Below are 15,964 nucleotides of genomic sequence, written 5' to 3' on the forward strand. Positions count from 1 at the left end.
ATGGGCCTAGAACGGGTGGCCGAACAGCGCTGTGAGGTTTGCGCGGGGCGCGGTATTGTTCTGAGGCCGCCTTTTGACAGCGTCCTTGCTGCTTTTCAAGATATCGCAGCCATGCGGCCCAAGGCGACGCCCGACTTTGACCAAGGGTATGTGACGCCCGAGACAACCGTTCGGCGGCTGGCACTGATGGCCCAACAGGGAGATCTGATGGGGCGAGACTGCCCGCCTTCTGCAGCGGGAATACCCGTTGCCGAGGGCGGGCGTTTTGTTCGCCGTTTCCTGACATCTGCATGCGGAGTTGCGTTCTTCAAGGTTCAGGAATCATTATTGCTGTCGCAGCCAATTTTTCCGCCACAACGGGCACAGCGCTTTTAGGAACGGCTACGATCCGCGCTCAATTGTATATCGCCACTTCTCCATCCAGCAACGTATTTTCGCCTATTCCAGGCACGCTCATTACATTAACGCCATCAATCACCTTTCCCATCTCCCTAGCCCAAAACGACAGCGGCATCATCACAGGATTAAACGTGCCTGTCAATACTGGCGACCGGCTGCTCATGGCGTTTTTCATCACCACTTCCGGCCTTTCAATCGCCGCTTCCGTCATGGGGTATGCGAGTGCAGGAGTGGCGATTAGTTAGCGCCTCACTGTGATACCAAGGATGCGCTCATTGGAGCGCTCAACTAAGGCCGCTGCAAACAAGCGGCCTTATAATCCCTCTCCGTTCAGTTGAACGCTCTCCCGCCCGCATTTCGAGGTGGGAGATTCTTGGGAACACCCGCCCCGCGGCAGGATGTCCGCCAAGCCATCCCCGTGCGTCCCACGGTTCAGCCGCCCTACAACGACAGCAGTCGAAGCCCTTCATTTAGAATATTCCGGGCAGCGTTATGGTCCCGGTCATGTTCGGCTCCGCAGGCGGGGCACACCCACTCGCGAATGCCAAGCGATTTCACCTCGACGTGCCGATGCCCGCAGCACGAGCACAATTGACTCGAGGGAAACGTGCTCGCAACACGAACCACCGTCCGCCCGTACCATGTCGCTTTATACTCGAGCATGCGAAGAAAACTCCCCCACGCGGAATCGGAAATGGATTTAGCCAGCTTGCGATTCTTTTGCATGTTCCTAACACGCAAGTCCTCCACGCACACCACTTGGTTTTCGCGGATGAGGCGGGTGGACAGTTTGTGCAGGAAATCGTTCCGGCAGTTGGCGATTTTTTCATGAAGCTTGGCCACTTTCAAACGGGCTTTCTCCCAGTTCGAACCGCCTGGCTTTCGACGAGCCATCACCCGCTGCCAGTAGGCGAGCTTTTCTTCATACCGGCGCCAATACCGGGGGTGTTCGATCGTTTCGCCTGTGGAAAGCACTACGATCTGTTTCAACCCCAAATCGACGCCCACTTTCTTGTCGGTTTGGGGCAATGGGGGAATATCCGTTTCCACGAGAATGGAGACGAAATACTTCCCCGCTCGATTTCGACGAATCGTGGCGGAGAGAATGCGGCCTTCCACCTCGCGGCTTTTGGCGAACTTCACCCATCCGAGCTTGGGAAGTTTCAACCGATGGCCGTCCACTTCGATCGTAGGGCGTCCGTTCTTTGGGTAGTTGCACTGGGCGGTGTACGATTGGTTCGGGTGTTTTTTGCTTTTGAAGCGGGGAGCGTTCACCGTTCCCTCGAAGAACCGGTCAAACGCCTCGGCCAACTGCTGCAGTGCGTTTTGCAAGGCGGTTGAATCAGGGGTTTTCAGCCATGGAAGGGTTTTCTTCAAAGCTGTCAATCGTTTGGAACACTCGTTGTAGCCGAGTCCTTTTCCCGTGGTTTCATACGTCTCCTTCCACTCGGCCAAAAAGTGATTGTACACAAATCTTCAGCACCCAATCGTCTCGTTGAGGAGTTTTGCCTGTGTTCGGGTGGGATACAGCCGAAAGCGATAGGCTTTGTGCATAGCCCTCCCCCTCAAAAAGAACGTTTGTTCTATTTACATCCATTGTATACTTTTTGCCCATTGGGGGCAATAGGGAGATTCGCAAAGGAAGCCCGGATTCATCCCGACTTACATTTACGGGTAAAAGCGAGATTTTCTCGGCGGAAGATGATCACAAATAAGCAGGCGGCTTCACGCGAACACCGTCGTGAACAACCGCCTGCTTTCTTCACGATTGCAACATGGAAAACACTTGCTCAACATCCTTATCCCCGCGCCCCGACAAATTCACAATGATGATTTGGTCTTTGCTTAACGTCGGCGCAAGCTTGATAGCGTACGCCACCGCATGGGCGCTCTCGAGAGCTGGGATGATTCCTTCTGTTTTAGACAGCAGTTGAAACGCCTCAAGCACTTCTTCGTTCGTGACCGTATAATACTCAGCCCGCCCGGACACTTTCAAGTAGCTATGTTCCGGACCAATGCCCGGGTAATCAAGCCCGGCGGCAATCGAGTATGTCGGCTGCGGGTTTCCATTTTCATCAAGGAGCACCAAACACTTGAATCCATGCAACACGGCCGGAACGCCCTTCGTTAACGTCGCTGCCTTCTCCGGCTCGACACCGATGAGCCGCACGCTCGGTTCATCCAAGTAGTGGGCGAACGCCCCGATGGCGTTGCTTCCCCCGCCGACGCAGGCCACTACCGCATCCGGAAGACGTCCTTCCTTCTCTACAATCTGCCGCTTGCTCTCTTCGCTAATAACCGACTGAAAATGTTTCACCATCGACGGGTACGGATGCGGACCAACCGCCGAACCAAGCAAGTAAAATGTAGTCTTATAGTTTTGCACAAGATCGTTCAGCGCCTCGTCCACGGCATCCTTCAATCGTCCTTGACCTTTCGAGACCGACACGACTTTCGCCCCTAACAGCTCCATGCGGAACACATTGAGCGCCTGGCGCTTCGTATCTTCTTCTCCCATATAAATGGTACAATCGATGCCAAACATGGCGCATGCGGTAGCGGTCGCCACCCCGTGCTGGCCTGCGCCTGTCTCCGCAATGACCCGCTTCGCGCCCATCCGCTTCGCCAATAAAATTTGCCCAATCACGTTGTTGATTTTATGCGAACCGGTATGGTTTAAATCCTCACGTTTCAAATAAATCTTCGCCCCGCCGAGCCGCTCCGTCAACCGCGCCGCAAACGTCAGCGGACTCTCACGGCCGACATACTCCCGCAAATAGGTTCGAAACTCCTCATTGAATTCCGGGTCATCTTTATATTTCAGAAACTGCTCTTCCAAGTAGTCAAGCACTTCCTGCAGTTCAGGCGGAACAAAGCTGCCGCCAAACTCGCCAAAATACCCTCTTCTTTCCTGCGCTACACTCATTGCTCATCTCTCCTCTGCTTCCTAAAAGTCGTAACAGTAACAGAATAGACTGTTTTGACAGGCAAGTCAATCAATAATTTTTACTTTTTGAAACATTAAAAAAAGGAGCGGCCCACCGCACAACCAGACGCCAAGCATTCACTGCTAGTGCGGTGAGCATGTGCTGCTGCAAAGCCGCCGTACAGCCGCACCCTCACAGCTTCCCACTTCGGATATTCACCAACCAGAGCAGGCAGTTCAGCTTATAAAACCCCAAGCTGCTCATCGCGCAGATCGGTAATAAACATATGTCCTGGGGCATGCGTAATCATGATATCCGGCTTTACTTCCATAGCAACCGCTTGGGGGGTGACCCCACAGGCCCAAAATACCGGGGTTTCCTCCTCACGGATGGTGACCGGATCCCCAAAATCAGGCTTATAAATATCATGAATCCCTATAAGTTTCGGGTCGCCAATATGAATAGGGGCACCATGAACAGACGGGAAGCGGCTCGTGACTTGAACCGCCCTGACAACATCCTTATGGGGAATCGGGCGCATGCTTACAACCACTTGCTCGAATCTGATGCCCGACAGTATTTTCTTGCAATCACCGTAAACTACCATAAAAAAGAGAAGAGTTCTCTCATCCCCCCTTCCTTTCAAAATACACATGCAATCGATACTCGCAAATCTCTTTTGTCCAGTTGTGCAATATTTCTTGATGCTCGTCCTCAATGGCAAATTGGAGCGCAAAAACGTTGTTTGCAAAGGAAATCAGCCCATTCGAACTGCCGCTCCATTTCGTCATCGGCATGCGGGCGATCAACCGGCTCACCTTTTCCTGGTCATATTCCCAGAGGCGCTTCGTTTCTCCGTCGGAAAAATCGATGCGCTTTCGGTATTCTTTTTCCGTTAAATACCGATGGAAAAACGGGGCAGCCTCCTGCGGTGTAATTGGTTGGTGCCATCCGGACGGTCCACGTTCAAGCATGGCTTTTAGAACAACCATTTTATAGCTTTTTGACATCACCGTACGTTCCACTTCAACAAGCCACGATTCGTATTTTCGGAACACGTCCTTTTCTAGATCGGACAACTCGTCTGCCCAATATAAAAACCCGACGTAAGATCCGAACTCTGATTTATACTCCGCCGCTTCGCTCCGACCATGAAGATGCAGTTCCAAATACGTCGGCCGTCTGCCAAGCTCCTGTTTCAACTGCCGATAATCGGCAAGCAGCCGTTCTTTGCGTGGCTGGCGTTTTTTCTGCATCTCTTCGAGAAGATGGATGGCTTGAACATCGAGATGCAGTTCGCACGTTTCTGGAACGGTTGGCACAATGGGTTCCCGCGCCGTTTTCTTTGTCTCATCTCGCCACGTATCAAACAGACGCAGTTTGACATCCGCATTGCGGTAGTTTCCGATTAAATCGATAATGACGCAATAGTCTTTCCCTTCATACAGCCGCAGCCCGCGCCCCACTTGCTGGGTGAAGACAGTTAAGGATTCCGTTGGCCTTACAAATAAGAGCGTATCAACGGAAGGAATGTCCACTCCTTCATTGAATAAGTCCACGGTGAAAATAGCATCCAATTCACGGCGCTCCAACATGGCAATGGCCTGCTGGCGCGAAATGGCCGTCTGCTTCGAATGAAGGCTGACCGTCCGGTAGCCGTGACGCTGGAAATATTGGGACAGGAAATCAGCTTGCCTGATCGATGAACAAAAGACAAGCGTCCTTGTTTTCTTATACTTCTCCCACGCTCGCAAAATCTTCTCCGCCATCTCCTCGCGAAGCTGCACTTGAAGCAGCTCTTCCTCATCATAGCGATTGCCAAGCCACTTGATTTGCGAATAGTCTGTGTCGTCGTAGACCCCGTAATAATGGAAGGGAGCCAACCAACCGCGCTGCACCGCTTCGATAAAATCGATGCGATACGCGACATTTCCGTCGCAAAGGGCGTATACGTCTTTGTTGTCGCTCCGATCTGGAGTAGCAGTGATGCCAAGCAAAAATTTCGGCTGAAAATAACAAAGGACGCGTTCGTACGAGCGGGCTGCCGCATGGTGGAACTCGTCGACAATGATCAAGTCAAATGCGTCGGGACGAAACGAATGCAAATGTTTTTTCATGCTCAACGTAAAGATCGAGGCAAACACCATGTCGGCATTTCCTTCTTTTTGATTGCCATCGTACAGTCCTGCTGTTCGATCAGGAATCACGCGTTCAAACGACTGCTTCGCCTGGCGAAGAATTTCTTCGCGATGGGCGATAAACAGCACCCGCGAAAAACGGCGGGCAAAAAAAGCGGCCAAGTATGTTTTTCCCAGTCCGGTCGCCATGACAACCATCGCTTTGTCGTACCCTTCTTCATAGGCAGCTTCCAACCGCTCCAACGCCTCAACTTGGGCAAAGCGCGGCTGGATCGTTCCATATGGCGCCGCCGTTTCATGGACAACATCGATCTTGTCCGCCGTCTCCTCCTCTTGCTTCTTCTCCGTTTCCGTCGGAAGCATCAACTCGATTTCCTCATTCTCCGCCCATATGCGGGCTAAATTGGGGTGCCGCTGATGATAGTCTTGATGCTGCTTTTCATAGTCAGCGGCTGTTTCGGCATTGACCGGCACCGTTTCCGGAGCGTAAAACAGCTTTAAAAACTGCTCCATTGCTTCGGCAAATACATCCTCATCAACGCTCTTATCCAGTCCAAGGTTCCATTCGACACCGTCAGTGAGCGCCGAACGGGACAAGTTGGAAGAACCGACAATGAAGTAGCCGCCTTCTGTATCTTCAAATAGGTACGCTTTTGGATGAAAGGACATTCCCTCACTCCGATACAAGCGGACCTCGATGTCCGGGTGGATGGATATGAGCTCGCGCAACGCCTCTGGCTGAGTGACAAACAAGTAATCACCAACGCAAATTTTGATATCCGCCCCCCGCCCTGCAGCTGCCCGCAAACTGTCCTTCAATAAGCGAACCCCGGACTTCATGGCAAACGATGTCAGTATGTATATCGTCGACGAGCGGCTCATCTGTTCCTGCAGCTTGTCAAGGAGACGGTTGGAAATCAATTTCACCTTACTCATCGTGAACCTCAATCAAGAAAATTTTCTCCCGAAAGCCGCCGCGCTTCTCTGCCTTTTTGGCGCGGATTTGTTCCACTTGCTCGATCGAAGCGCCATGGCATTCAGCCAAAGCATGGATAATTTCCAACACGTCTGCGAGCTCTTCAAGAGCCGCCTCATCCGTTTCCGCTTGGACGTATTCCTCAAGCTCCTCAAACGCTTTTTTCTGCAGTTCTTTCCTATACTCTTCATCGTCAAGTATGCGGGTTGTGAACGTTTTTCCCGCTTGTTCAATAATGGTGGGAATGCAGTCGCGAACGAGTTTGTTGTATATCGGCATGTCCATTCCTCCATTTACAAAACTATACTACCATTTTACAAAATTTCGCCTTTTTTTCATAGGAAAGAACACACAGAAGACCGTCGTTTCTAAGGCCTATTGCCTGTTGCAAAATGAAAACACCAAAAATTTCACATACTCCCCCCTCTTTCATTCCATACTAAGAAAAATCGACATCATTCGCGCTTGGGGGCTATGATGGAACACTCGATCCTTTGGCTTCTTGCTGCGGTGGGCATCGGTTTGCTGGGGCTCAGCTTCCGCGTTTTTTCACCAAGGGAAGTATGGCTTTCGTTTTTGCTCAATTCATATGCGGCGAGTTTTTTCGGTTCGATCGTGGCGGGGGCCGGACTGCTCGAGTATCCGGTCCGTTTTTTTGCTTCTTATACAAATAACAGCGTCATTTTTGAATATCTTCTCTATCCGGTTGTCAGTGTGTACGTCTATGCCACCTCGCGCCGGGCGCGCTGGCCGGGTGTGGCGGCGCAATGCGCGGGGTATGCGGCGGTGCTGACGGCCCTTGAGGTTGTCTTTGAACGGTATACGGATTTGATCGAATATCATGGTTGGAAGTGGGAATACTCACTCGTTACAATGTTTCTGTTGACGTTGGCCGTTCGGTTGCTCGCAGGGCGAATGCTGAGACGAAATGAGTGAGCCAGCATGTCTATTTTTGCCCGTTTGGCGCTATACATATAGTATCATGTCCAAAAGGAGGCAAACGGAATGGTGCTGTTTGACATCAAACACCGCCTGTATTATGAAGCCATCAATTCCGCGCGTCCAAAAATGGCGCCGATCCGCCAAGACCGGGCGTGGGGGTATGTATGGAAGAACGTAAATGGCGAGGCGGTGAAGTTTTGGATCGATTTCCGGCGCGGGCGGTACATGTATTTTGAGTACGGGCGCAAGTGGTACCGGGTCGCGTACTTGCAGGCAAACGGAAAAAAGTCAGGCGATGATGTGTTGGATGGCGCGATGATCGATTTGACGGTGGACGGGCACCGGCTGCTGTTCATGAAAGGGCGCGTAGGCCGCGAGACGGCGCAAGTGGTCTAAAGCAGGTGCGCCTCTTGGCAGGCGTTGGAGGGTCTTTTTCGCGCTTACGCTGAAACGGCGGGCGGCAAGGGATCATTTTCCCTTGCCGCCTTCTTTTTATGCCCACCACATCTCCGGCAGTTCTTCTTTGAACAACACCTTTTTCAAGAGGGCGACGGCTTTGGACAGCCCTTCATCGATCGAAGCGAGCATGTCTTCATGTTCGATCGACAGCACGTAGTCGTAGCCGACGGCGCGCAGGGCGCTGACGATGTCGCGCCACATTTTTTCGCTTTGTCCGTAGCCAACGGTGCGGAACACCCACGAGCGGTCGAGGATTTGGCTGTAATGTTTCGTATCGAGCACGCCGTTTTTGCGGATGTTCGCTTCGTCTAGGTACGTGTCTTTCGCATGGACATGGAAAATCGCTTTTTCGCGGCCGAGCAGTTTGATCGCCTCAACCGGGTCGATGCCTTGCCAAAGCAGGTGGCTCGGGTCGAAGTTGGCGCCGATCGCGTCGCCGACATGTTCGCGCAGTTTGAGGAGCGTTTCCGGGTTGTAGACGACAAAGCCCGGATGCATTTCAAAGGCGATTTGCGTGATGCCGTGCTCCTTGGCGAACGCGGCTTCTTCGCGCCAGTACGGAATGACGACTTCTTCCCATTGCCATTTTAAAATTTCCAAGTAATCCGGCGGCCAGGAGCATGTGACCCAGTTCGGGTATTTGGAGCCGGGATGGTCGCCCGGGCAGCCGGAGAAGGCGTTGATGACCGGGACTTCGAACTGCTCGGCGAGCCTGACCGTTTTCCGCCACGTGTCATGTGACTGTTTCGCGAACGTTTTGTCCGGATGAAGCGGGTTGCCATGGCAGCTTAACGCGCTGATGACGAGGCCGCGGTCGGCGACAGCTTTTTTCAGCGCTTTGATGTTTTCCGGCTGATCCAACAGCGCGTCGGGATCGCAATGGGCGCTGCCCGGGTAATTGCCGGTGCCAAGCTCAACGGCTTCGATGCCCATGGCGGCGACTTTGTCCAGCATTTCCTCAAACGGCAGCTGTTGATACAAGACGGTGAATACGCCTACTTTCATTTTGTCATTCTCCCCCTTTTGACGGCGCGCAACGGCCGGACGGCCGCCGCGCCGCGCTGTTGTTGCTTCTCGTCGGATGAGCGGATCGAACGAACTCCCACGCTTATTCCGCCACCCGCACCCATTGTTTTGTGCGATGGCTTTCCAAAATGGCGTCGACGATCCTCATCGTATGGTGGCCGTCGGCGATCGTCGCAAACGGCAGTTCCCCAAGCGCCTCGCCGCATTGTTTCCGGATGATGGCGCCATAAAAATCACGGAACAAATTTTTCAGCCCGTCCGGCCAGCCTTCTTCATGGCCGCCCGGGTAATGGGCGTAAGCGGCGGCTTGCGGCGACAAAAGCGCCGGGTCGCGGACGATTTCTTCGTTCGGGCCGCTGCGGCGCCCGACCCAGAGGCGGTTCGGGTGCTCTTGGTCCCAGGCGAGCGTCATCTCATCGGCGGCGATTTCAAAATAGAGTCGGTTTTTCCGGCCGGCGCTCACTTGCGAAATCGTAAACGCGCCGTGAGTGCCGTCATCAAAATGGACGAGCACGCTGCCGCCGTCTTCCGTGTCAATCTGGACGGGCTCGGCGTCTTGAGCATGCCCGGATGCAAACGTGCTCCCTTCCTGCTTCGGCTTGTAGCGGACCGGATGGACAGTGCGCAAGTCGGCGAACACTTCGACGATTTTCTTGCCGAGCACGTATTGCACCGTGTCGCACCAGTGTGAGCCGATGTCGGCGATGGCGCGCGACGGGCCGTTTTGCGCCGGGTCGAGCCGCCAGTTGTAGTCCGTGTCATACAAGAGCCAGTCTTGCACATAGCCGCCGTACACGAAATGAACGCGCTTCACCTCACGGGCGAGCCGCTCTTTCGCCTCGACAACGAGCGGGTAGTGGCGGTAGTTGAAGCAGACCGCGCTAAGGCTTTCGCTTTGTGCAGCGAGCCGCTTTAATTCCGCCGACTGTTCGCTGTCCATGGCGAGCGGCTTCTCCGACAACAAATGTTTCCCTGCCTCGAGCGCGTCCTTGTTGATCGGGAAATGGAGGACGTTGCGCGTGCAGTTGTGCACGGGCTTCGACGTCCGGGTCGTCAATTAAAGCGCGGTAGTCGCCGTACGCTTTCGGAATCCCGAATCGGCGCGCGGCTTCCTCCGCTTTTTCTTGGCTGCTTGAGGCGATGGCGACGATGTTCACAAACGGCAGGCGGCGGAGCGCCTCAATATGGGAAGAAGCGGAAAAGCCGGTGCCGATAATACCGACGTTGATCCGGTTCATGGCGTCACCCCTCCTTATTTCGCTTTGATCGGCTCAAGCGGCTTGACGTTGCCGAAAACGATTTCCCCGCGGTTGACTGGCGCGGCCCAGCGGACGGCGTTGGCGATCACTTTCAGCACATCCGGGTGATGGTACGTCGGATACGTTTCATGGCCAGGGCGGAAGTAGAAAATTTTCCCTTTCCCGCGCGTGAACGTGCAGCCGCTGCGGAACACTTCTCCACCTTCAAACCAGCTGATGAAAATCGTTTCGTCCGGCTCTGGGATGTCGAAAAACTCGCCGTACATTTCTTCCTGCTCAAGCTCGATGTACGGACCGATTCCTTCGACGATCGGATGGCCCGGGGCGACGACCCAGAGACGCTCTTTTTCATCCGCCTCGCGCCATTTCAAATTGCATGTCGTCCCCATCAGCGTTTTGAAAATTTTCGAGAAATGGCCGGAATGAAGGACAATGAGCCCCATTCCTTCGAGCACGCGGCGGTGGACGCGTTCGACCACCTCATCTTTCACTTCGTCATGGGCGATATGCCCCCACCAGACGAGGACGTCGCACCGGTCGAGCACCTCGTCGGTCAAGCCGTGCTCCGGTTCATCCAAGACAGCGGTCGCGGCGTCAAATCCCGCTTCAGCCAGGTAGCTCGCGATGACAGTATGCATGCTTCCGGATAAATGGCTCTTACTTGTTCATTTTTCTTTTCATGGCGAAATTCGTTCCAGACGACGACGCGAATGGGTGTAGTCATTCATGGATCCCCCTTGTTTTTTTCGGATTGCGTTCATCCTATCTCGCGCAGGAGACTCCCACTTCAACGACCAAAGGGAGTAAGTGGGAGAGGAATGCGCGTTCCCCTTTTCTTTTGTGTATGATATAATAAAGGCGTGGAGAAAACCGTTTAATAAAGGCACTCCAATAACTGCTACTCGATGTATGGAGTTGGTTACAGGAAACGTTGTAACCGTAAAACATCGAGCGTAGATCCGTCTGTTGTGTGTGGAAGCCAAGTACTGCCAACAGACACACCGAGAGAATCGGTAACGATGCAGGCATGACCTGCGTCGTTGGGTAGTTGTCAACCTGCCCTGATGCAACCCCAAGTCAAGGAAGGAGGACGAAGTCCGCTTGTACTTCTGGGGAGTTGCAAGCCCCCACTTCAAGCGTTAGCTAAGTGGGGGTAGTTGACAAAGGCAAGGACGGCTTGTTTTTGGTTCACAGCTCGCGGGAAGCCAGCACCGCTTCTCACCATTCAATGCGGACTTGCCGTCCTTGTTCGGACGACTCGTAAATCGCTTCCAACACTTTAGCGATCATAAGCCCTTGTTCCGCCGTGCAAAGCGGTGCCGTCTCCTCCGTGATGCTCGTGACAAAGTGGTCAAGGAGCGCCACCCGTTCGCCCTGGTCCTCAAAATGGAGCGTGACATCGGCCGAAACGCCGTGTTCGTTGCGGAACCATTTCACTTCTTGGCGGTTGCCGGCGATGTTCCACTCCCAGCGCACGCCGCCTTCCGTGCCAAGAAATTCGACATATGCCCGCTCTTCTTCAATGTGCGACGCCCAGCTCGTCTCCAGCAGCACCGTCGCGTCATTTTCGAGCTGGATGAACGCCGCGGCGAAATCTTCGACCGTATAGGCGGCATCAGGCGAAAACGTCGTTCCCGGCCATGCCCCTTGGCGACGCGGGCCAAACTTCGCGTACGTTTTCCCTGTCACGGCAACCGGGTTCGGATTGCCGAGCAGCCAAAGGGTCACATCGAGCATATGGACACCCAAGTCAATGAGCGGACCGCCGCCGGAGCGCTCGCGGTCAAAAAACCATGCCCCCATGCGGGAATGCCGCGGCGGCGCACCCAGCCCGTTTTCGCGTAATAAATCTCGCCGAACGCACCGGATTGAATTCGCTCATGCAGCCATTGCGCTGCTTGGCGGAAGCGGTTGTTCAACGACACCATAAACTGTTTTCCCGACTCATCACGGGCGCGGATGATGGCGTCGGCCTCTTCCGCTTTCGTCACCATCGGCTTTTCGCAAAGCACGTGTTTCCCGGCCCGCAAGCTGTCGACTGACACTTGGGCGTGCAAAAAATTCGGCACGGTAATGATGACGGCATCGACATCTGGTGAGGCGAGCAGTTCCTTGTAGTCGCGATACACTTCACGGAAGCCGTACGTTTTCGCTTTCTCCGCGGCCGCTTGTTCATTGACGTCGCAAATCGCCTGCAAGACGACGCGCTCGGAAAGGTTTAGCGCCGCCTTGATATGTTCTTTGGAAATGCCTCCAGCTCCAATCAAGCCGAGGCGGATTGGAAGTGTGTTTCCCATGTCCTTTTCCCCCTTGCGCTCATTTGTTTTCTCTGTCCCATATGCTCCACCGATTCGCCGTCCGTTTTCTAAGTGATGTAATCGATTACATCACCATGCAAAAAAATCCGCCCGTTCCCCCGCACCGGACAGAGAGCGCTGTCAGCCCCTTTGCCCAGAGCGCTCTCCTCCACACGAATCGCGAATGACGAGCCGATCGGGAAGAACAAGCTGACGCCGCCGCGCGCTCGTTCCTTCAATGAGCGCAAGCAGCAATTCCATCGCTTTTTGCCCGATCTCAAACATCGGCTGGGCGATCGTTGTGAGGCTCGGTTCAAAAATCGAGGCCATGTGAATGTCGTCAAATCCGACAACGGCTACATCGTCGGGAACGCGCCCGCCGCGATGGCGAATGGCTTTAACCGCCCCGATCGCCATCTCATCGTTGGCGGCGAAAATCGCTGTCGGCGGCTTCTCAAGGGCGAGTAGCTTGAGCGTCAAATGATATCCGGACTCATAGGTAAAATCACCTTCCTGCACGAGCGCAGCGTCCGCCTCAAGCTCATGCTGGGCCAGCGCCTGTTGGTAGCCGCGCAGCCGATCGCGGCTTAAAATGATGTTCATTGGCCCGGACAGGTGGGCAATGCGGCAATGGCCGAGGCGGATCAAGTGTTCTGTCGCTTTGCGGGCGCTACTGATATTGTCAATGGACACGGTCGGGATATCCGTCCCTTCGAGATACTCGCACGCCAAGACGATCGGAAACTGGCGCGCCATCTCTTCCATCAGCTCTTTGCGGATGCGGGCGGTCAAAAAAATCATCCCGTCGACTTGCCGCTGCGGCAATACGTTCAAATATTGCTCCTCAAGCCGCGCGTCATTTTGCGTATCGCCAAGCAGCACCTGATAGCCGTGCTTGAGGGCGACCGCTTCAATGCCGCGCAGCACCTTCGAGAAAAACGGATTCGTAATATCGGGCACGACGACGAGCACCGTCTCGGTCTCCATCCGCCGCAAATACCGGCCGAGCACGTTCGGCTGGTAGTTCAGCGCTTCAATGGCTTCAAGCACGCGCTGCCTTGTCTCCTCGGTGACGTTGCCCGTGTTGCGCAACACGCGCGACACGGTCGCCGTCGATACGTTCGCCCGTTTCGCCACATCTTTTATGCTTGCCATTGGTCGTAGTCCTCTCGCTTATGTAATCGATTACATTACCATCATATTGGAAAGACAGGACGGTTGTCAAGCCCGATTCCACGTAAATCGTATCACCGATCTTGACGGGACGAACGAAACAAAGTGAATCGATGCCATAAAACGCCAGGACCACTCCCGGCTCCATCATCCACAGCCCTGTCGCCGCTGACAGCGTCAACATCCCATGGGCGATGCGCTCGCCAAATGGCGTCCGCTTGGCGTATTCCTGATCCATGTGCAGCGGGTAAAAATCGCCGGAAACGCCGGCAAACCGCACAATATCCGCTTCGGTAATCGTTCGCCCGCGCGAGCGGTGGCGTTCGCCAAGCGCATACTGTTCAAACGGACGGTCAAATCGCACGCCTTCCCCTCCCCTTGGTTGGTGCAAAAAAGAGTAAAAACAAATTCCACCCCCTTTCACGGCTGCCACTGTATATTTTGTTAATATTCTGAATATTAATCATATCATCTTTGGCCTTTACGCATCCCTCCCCGTTAGCCCGTCTGTCATTAACATATGAACGGAGTGGAGCGGATAGAACTGCCCCTCCGTGCTTCATGTTTCCAAAAACAAAAGGATGCCGGCCGGCACCCTTTGTTCTTCCTTATTCTTTTACCGAACCGGACGTGAGCCCGGAAACGATGCGGCGCTGGAACAACAGCACCATGATGACGAGCAGGATCGTCACAATCACGGTGGCCGCGGAAATTTCGCCCCACGGGATCGTATACTGGCCTTGGAACATGGCAATGCCGACCGGAACGGTTTTGTATTTTTCCGCCGTATTGATCGTCAAGGCAAGTGAACTACCCCCACTTAATTTTCTAGCGAAAATTTGAAGTGGGGGCTTCCAAAGAAGTTTGACTGCTTCAAGCAATCCTTATTCTTTGAGGCGTGTCCACTTCGCCGCTAGAGCATAAGACACTCAGGTCTACAGCTTTACTTTTCTTTAAGATGTTTAATGCGCCATTGACATCAGCATTCATTAGTTTGCCAGACTTTGTTCGATACAAGCCGCGCTTAATACGTTTGCCGCTGAACTTATATTCTTTTGGATTGTCGGCATTATATTCAGGAATCTCATCGCCGTCAAAAAAGCTGGCTTGAGACGTATAGGATTCTTCCTGTTTCAAGAATTCAATGCCGTAAAATTCACAAAGATATTCTAGTTTTTCTTTTATGTTACCGAGAGGAATATTGACAAAGTTTTGATTTGTCTTTTTTCCTAGATTCATATTGCGTTGCCATGTTTCCGCATAGCCAATGACAAGTTTGCCAATTTGATTTTCAATACAGTAGTTAATGATGTAACGGCAAGTCTTGTTGATATAATCATTCACTTTATTATTGCGATTCATAGCAAGCAAAGCCTGTTTACGAGTGGTGCCTTTGATTTTTTGCTTATCTTTTATGCTTTGAAGTCTGGCATTTTCTTTGTTAAACCATTGATTTATACTTTTTAATCTCCGCCCATCAATGATGAATGATCTGCCGTCTGATGTGACACAAGTGGCAAGATTGTTTAATCCTAAATCAATTGCCAGTGCTTTTTGGTCGTTTAATTCTCTTTGATCTTCAGGCATTTCATATTTGTACTGAATCTCAAAGAACCTGGCATGATGCTTAGGAATGATTTCAATCTGCTTAATCTTTTTGTCCAGTAACACAGGCGGAATCGTTATCGTGATAGGCTTGTGAGTCTTTTTAAATAGGCGAGAATACGGTATCGTGAATTTGTTGCCGTCTATACGAATCTGGCCAATGATCAGTGAATGAAAGCCATCTTTTTTAAGATATTTTGGAATACTGATAGCCTTGTGGTCATATTTTCCTTGTTTGGCAAGACTGATCAAACCAAAGAAAGATTTAAAGGCTTCATTGACCTTTTTTAAAATTTGCTGTGCCATGTTGCTGTTTAACAGCTTATAGTTTTCGTTAGTTTTTGCAAGATGATAGTTTTTCTCATAATTAAGAAATTCCTTGTGTTCAAAATAGTATTGTCTGACATTGTACAATCCGACGTTGTACATGTTCTTGGCAATATGGCACAGTTCTCGAAGAGTCAAGTATTCTTCTTTGGTCAAACCATTTAGCTGTTGTTTGATACAAAAATACATTTTTTCACCTCCCATCTAACTATATTATACCATATTTTACTGAATCTATCCTATTTTCAGCAAAATATAGTTAAGGCGATTCATCTCCCACTTACTCCGCTTCGCTTCGTTGAAGTGGGAGTCTTCTCGCCTAATTAAGTTAAATTTTGGATTTGTCAAACACCGCATGGCATCGCGTATAGTGGTTGCTTCGACTGCCCCAATCACCTCCTGGACATGACATCCATTGACGTTTGACTTGGCATCC

13 protein-coding genes and 5 pseudogenes are annotated in these 15,964 nt (G+C 52.4%); 4 read left to right on the top strand and 14 right to left on the bottom strand.

Annotated features, from left to right (window positions below; all coding sequences use genetic code 11):
* The first annotated feature begins 15 nt into the window (after window positions 1-15).
* The gene (locus NSQ51_RS09440) at window positions 16-375 is read left to right on the top strand and encodes a bis-aminopropyl spermidine synthase family protein (protein ID WP_289492952.1); all 360 of its coding nucleotides are present in this window, start codon (window positions 16-18) and stop codon (window positions 373-375) included.
* On the top strand, window positions 291-644 hold the full coding sequence (locus NSQ51_RS09445) for an exosporium glycoprotein BclB-related protein (protein ID WP_121650144.1): 354 nt from the start codon (window positions 291-293) through the stop codon (window positions 642-644). The genes NSQ51_RS09440 and NSQ51_RS09445 overlap by 85 nt, the downstream gene beginning before the upstream one ends.
* A gap of 196 nt (window positions 645-840) precedes the next feature.
* On the opposite strand, the pseudogene tnpB reads toward NSQ51_RS09445, so the two are convergent.
* From tnpB to NSQ51_RS09470, 5 genes and pseudogenes are all read right to left on the bottom strand, one after another.
* Window positions 841-1,953 (bottom strand): annotated as a pseudogene (gene tnpB / locus NSQ51_RS09450) (IS200/IS605 family element RNA-guided endonuclease TnpB).
* A gap of 208 nt (window positions 1,954-2,161) precedes the next feature.
* Complete coding sequence (gene trpB / locus NSQ51_RS09455) at window positions 2,162-3,325, bottom strand: tryptophan synthase subunit beta (protein ID WP_033015484.1); 1,164 nt, start codon at window positions 3,323-3,325, stop codon at window positions 2,162-2,164.
* Between the two features lie 242 nt (window positions 3,326-3,567).
* Window positions 3,568-3,879, bottom strand: a pseudogene (locus NSQ51_RS09460) (DUF1445 domain-containing protein); the annotation flags it as partial.
* A 73-nt stretch (window positions 3,880-3,952) separates the two neighbouring features.
* Window positions 3,953-6,400: a DEAD/DEAH box helicase family protein gene (locus NSQ51_RS09465; RefSeq protein ID WP_121650143.1), complete on the bottom strand. Its 2,448-nt coding sequence runs from the start codon at window positions 6,398-6,400 to the stop codon at window positions 3,953-3,955.
* Window positions 6,393-6,719 (bottom strand): nucleoside triphosphate pyrophosphohydrolase, encoded by a 327-nt coding sequence (locus NSQ51_RS09470; RefSeq protein WP_033015496.1) that lies wholly within the window; start codon window positions 6,717-6,719, stop codon window positions 6,393-6,395. The genes NSQ51_RS09465 and NSQ51_RS09470 overlap by 8 nt, the downstream gene beginning before the upstream one ends.
* Window positions 6,720-6,917: 198 nt before the next feature.
* Between NSQ51_RS09470 and NSQ51_RS09475 the strand changes: the two genes are divergently transcribed.
* A complete protein-coding gene (locus NSQ51_RS09475; RefSeq protein WP_233434096.1) occupies window positions 6,918-7,376 on the top strand; it encodes a CBO0543 family protein in 459 nt (152 codons plus the stop codon).
* A 69-nt stretch (window positions 7,377-7,445) separates the two neighbouring features.
* Entirely contained in the window at window positions 7,446-7,778 is a 333-nt protein-coding gene (locus NSQ51_RS09480) for a hypothetical protein (RefSeq protein ID WP_015375207.1), read from the top strand.
* A 96-nt stretch (window positions 7,779-7,874) separates the two neighbouring features.
* Here NSQ51_RS09480 and NSQ51_RS09485 read toward each other — a convergent pair whose 3' ends face one another.
* The 9 genes and pseudogenes from NSQ51_RS09485 to NSQ51_RS09525 all read right to left on the bottom strand — a co-directional run bounded on the left by NSQ51_RS09485 (window position 7,875) and on the right by NSQ51_RS09525 (window position 15,717).
* The gene (locus tag NSQ51_RS09485) at window positions 7,875-8,846 is read right to left on the bottom strand and encodes a sugar phosphate isomerase/epimerase (RefSeq protein WP_053532584.1); all 972 of its coding nucleotides are present in this window, start codon (window positions 8,844-8,846) and stop codon (window positions 7,875-7,877) included.
* Between the two features lie 103 nt (window positions 8,847-8,949).
* A pseudogene (locus NSQ51_RS09490) lies at window positions 8,950-10,105 on the bottom strand (Gfo/Idh/MocA family oxidoreductase).
* Window positions 10,106-10,119: 14 nt separating this feature from the next.
* Window positions 10,120-10,850, bottom strand: a pseudogene (locus NSQ51_RS09495) (ThuA domain-containing protein).
* A gap of 494 nt (window positions 10,851-11,344) precedes the next feature.
* Window positions 11,345-11,929 (bottom strand): Gfo/Idh/MocA family oxidoreductase, encoded by a 585-nt coding sequence (locus NSQ51_RS09500; protein WP_233434060.1) that lies wholly within the window; start codon window positions 11,927-11,929, stop codon window positions 11,345-11,347.
* Window positions 11,851-12,423, bottom strand: a complete 573-nt coding sequence (locus NSQ51_RS09505; RefSeq protein WP_233434059.1) for a Gfo/Idh/MocA family oxidoreductase — start codon at window positions 12,421-12,423, stop codon at window positions 11,851-11,853. Before NSQ51_RS09505 ends, NSQ51_RS09500 begins: the two co-directional genes overlap by 79 nt.
* Before the next feature lie 141 nt (window positions 12,424-12,564).
* Window positions 12,565-13,578: a LacI family DNA-binding transcriptional regulator gene (locus NSQ51_RS09510; protein ID WP_121649983.1), complete on the bottom strand. Its 1,014-nt coding sequence runs from the start codon at window positions 13,576-13,578 to the stop codon at window positions 12,565-12,567.
* Entirely contained in the window at window positions 13,466-13,960 is a 495-nt protein-coding gene (locus NSQ51_RS09515) for a MaoC/PaaZ C-terminal domain-containing protein (protein ID WP_230581417.1), read from the bottom strand. Before NSQ51_RS09515 ends, NSQ51_RS09510 begins: the two co-directional genes overlap by 113 nt.
* A 244-nt stretch (window positions 13,961-14,204) precedes the next feature.
* Window positions 14,205-14,399 (bottom strand): annotated as a pseudogene (locus NSQ51_RS09520) (carbohydrate ABC transporter permease); the annotation flags it as partial.
* 70 nt (window positions 14,400-14,469) lie between these two features.
* Window positions 14,470-15,717: a transposase gene (locus tag NSQ51_RS09525; protein WP_341085273.1), complete on the bottom strand. Its 1,248-nt coding sequence runs from the start codon at window positions 15,715-15,717 to the stop codon at window positions 14,470-14,472.
* Window positions 15,718-15,964: the final 247 nt, after the last annotated feature.

Source organism: Geobacillus sp. FSL K6-0789 (assembly GCF_038593135.1).
In the GTDB taxonomy this organism is placed as follows: domain Bacteria; phylum Bacillota; class Bacilli; order Bacillales; family Anoxybacillaceae; genus Geobacillus; species Geobacillus stearothermophilus.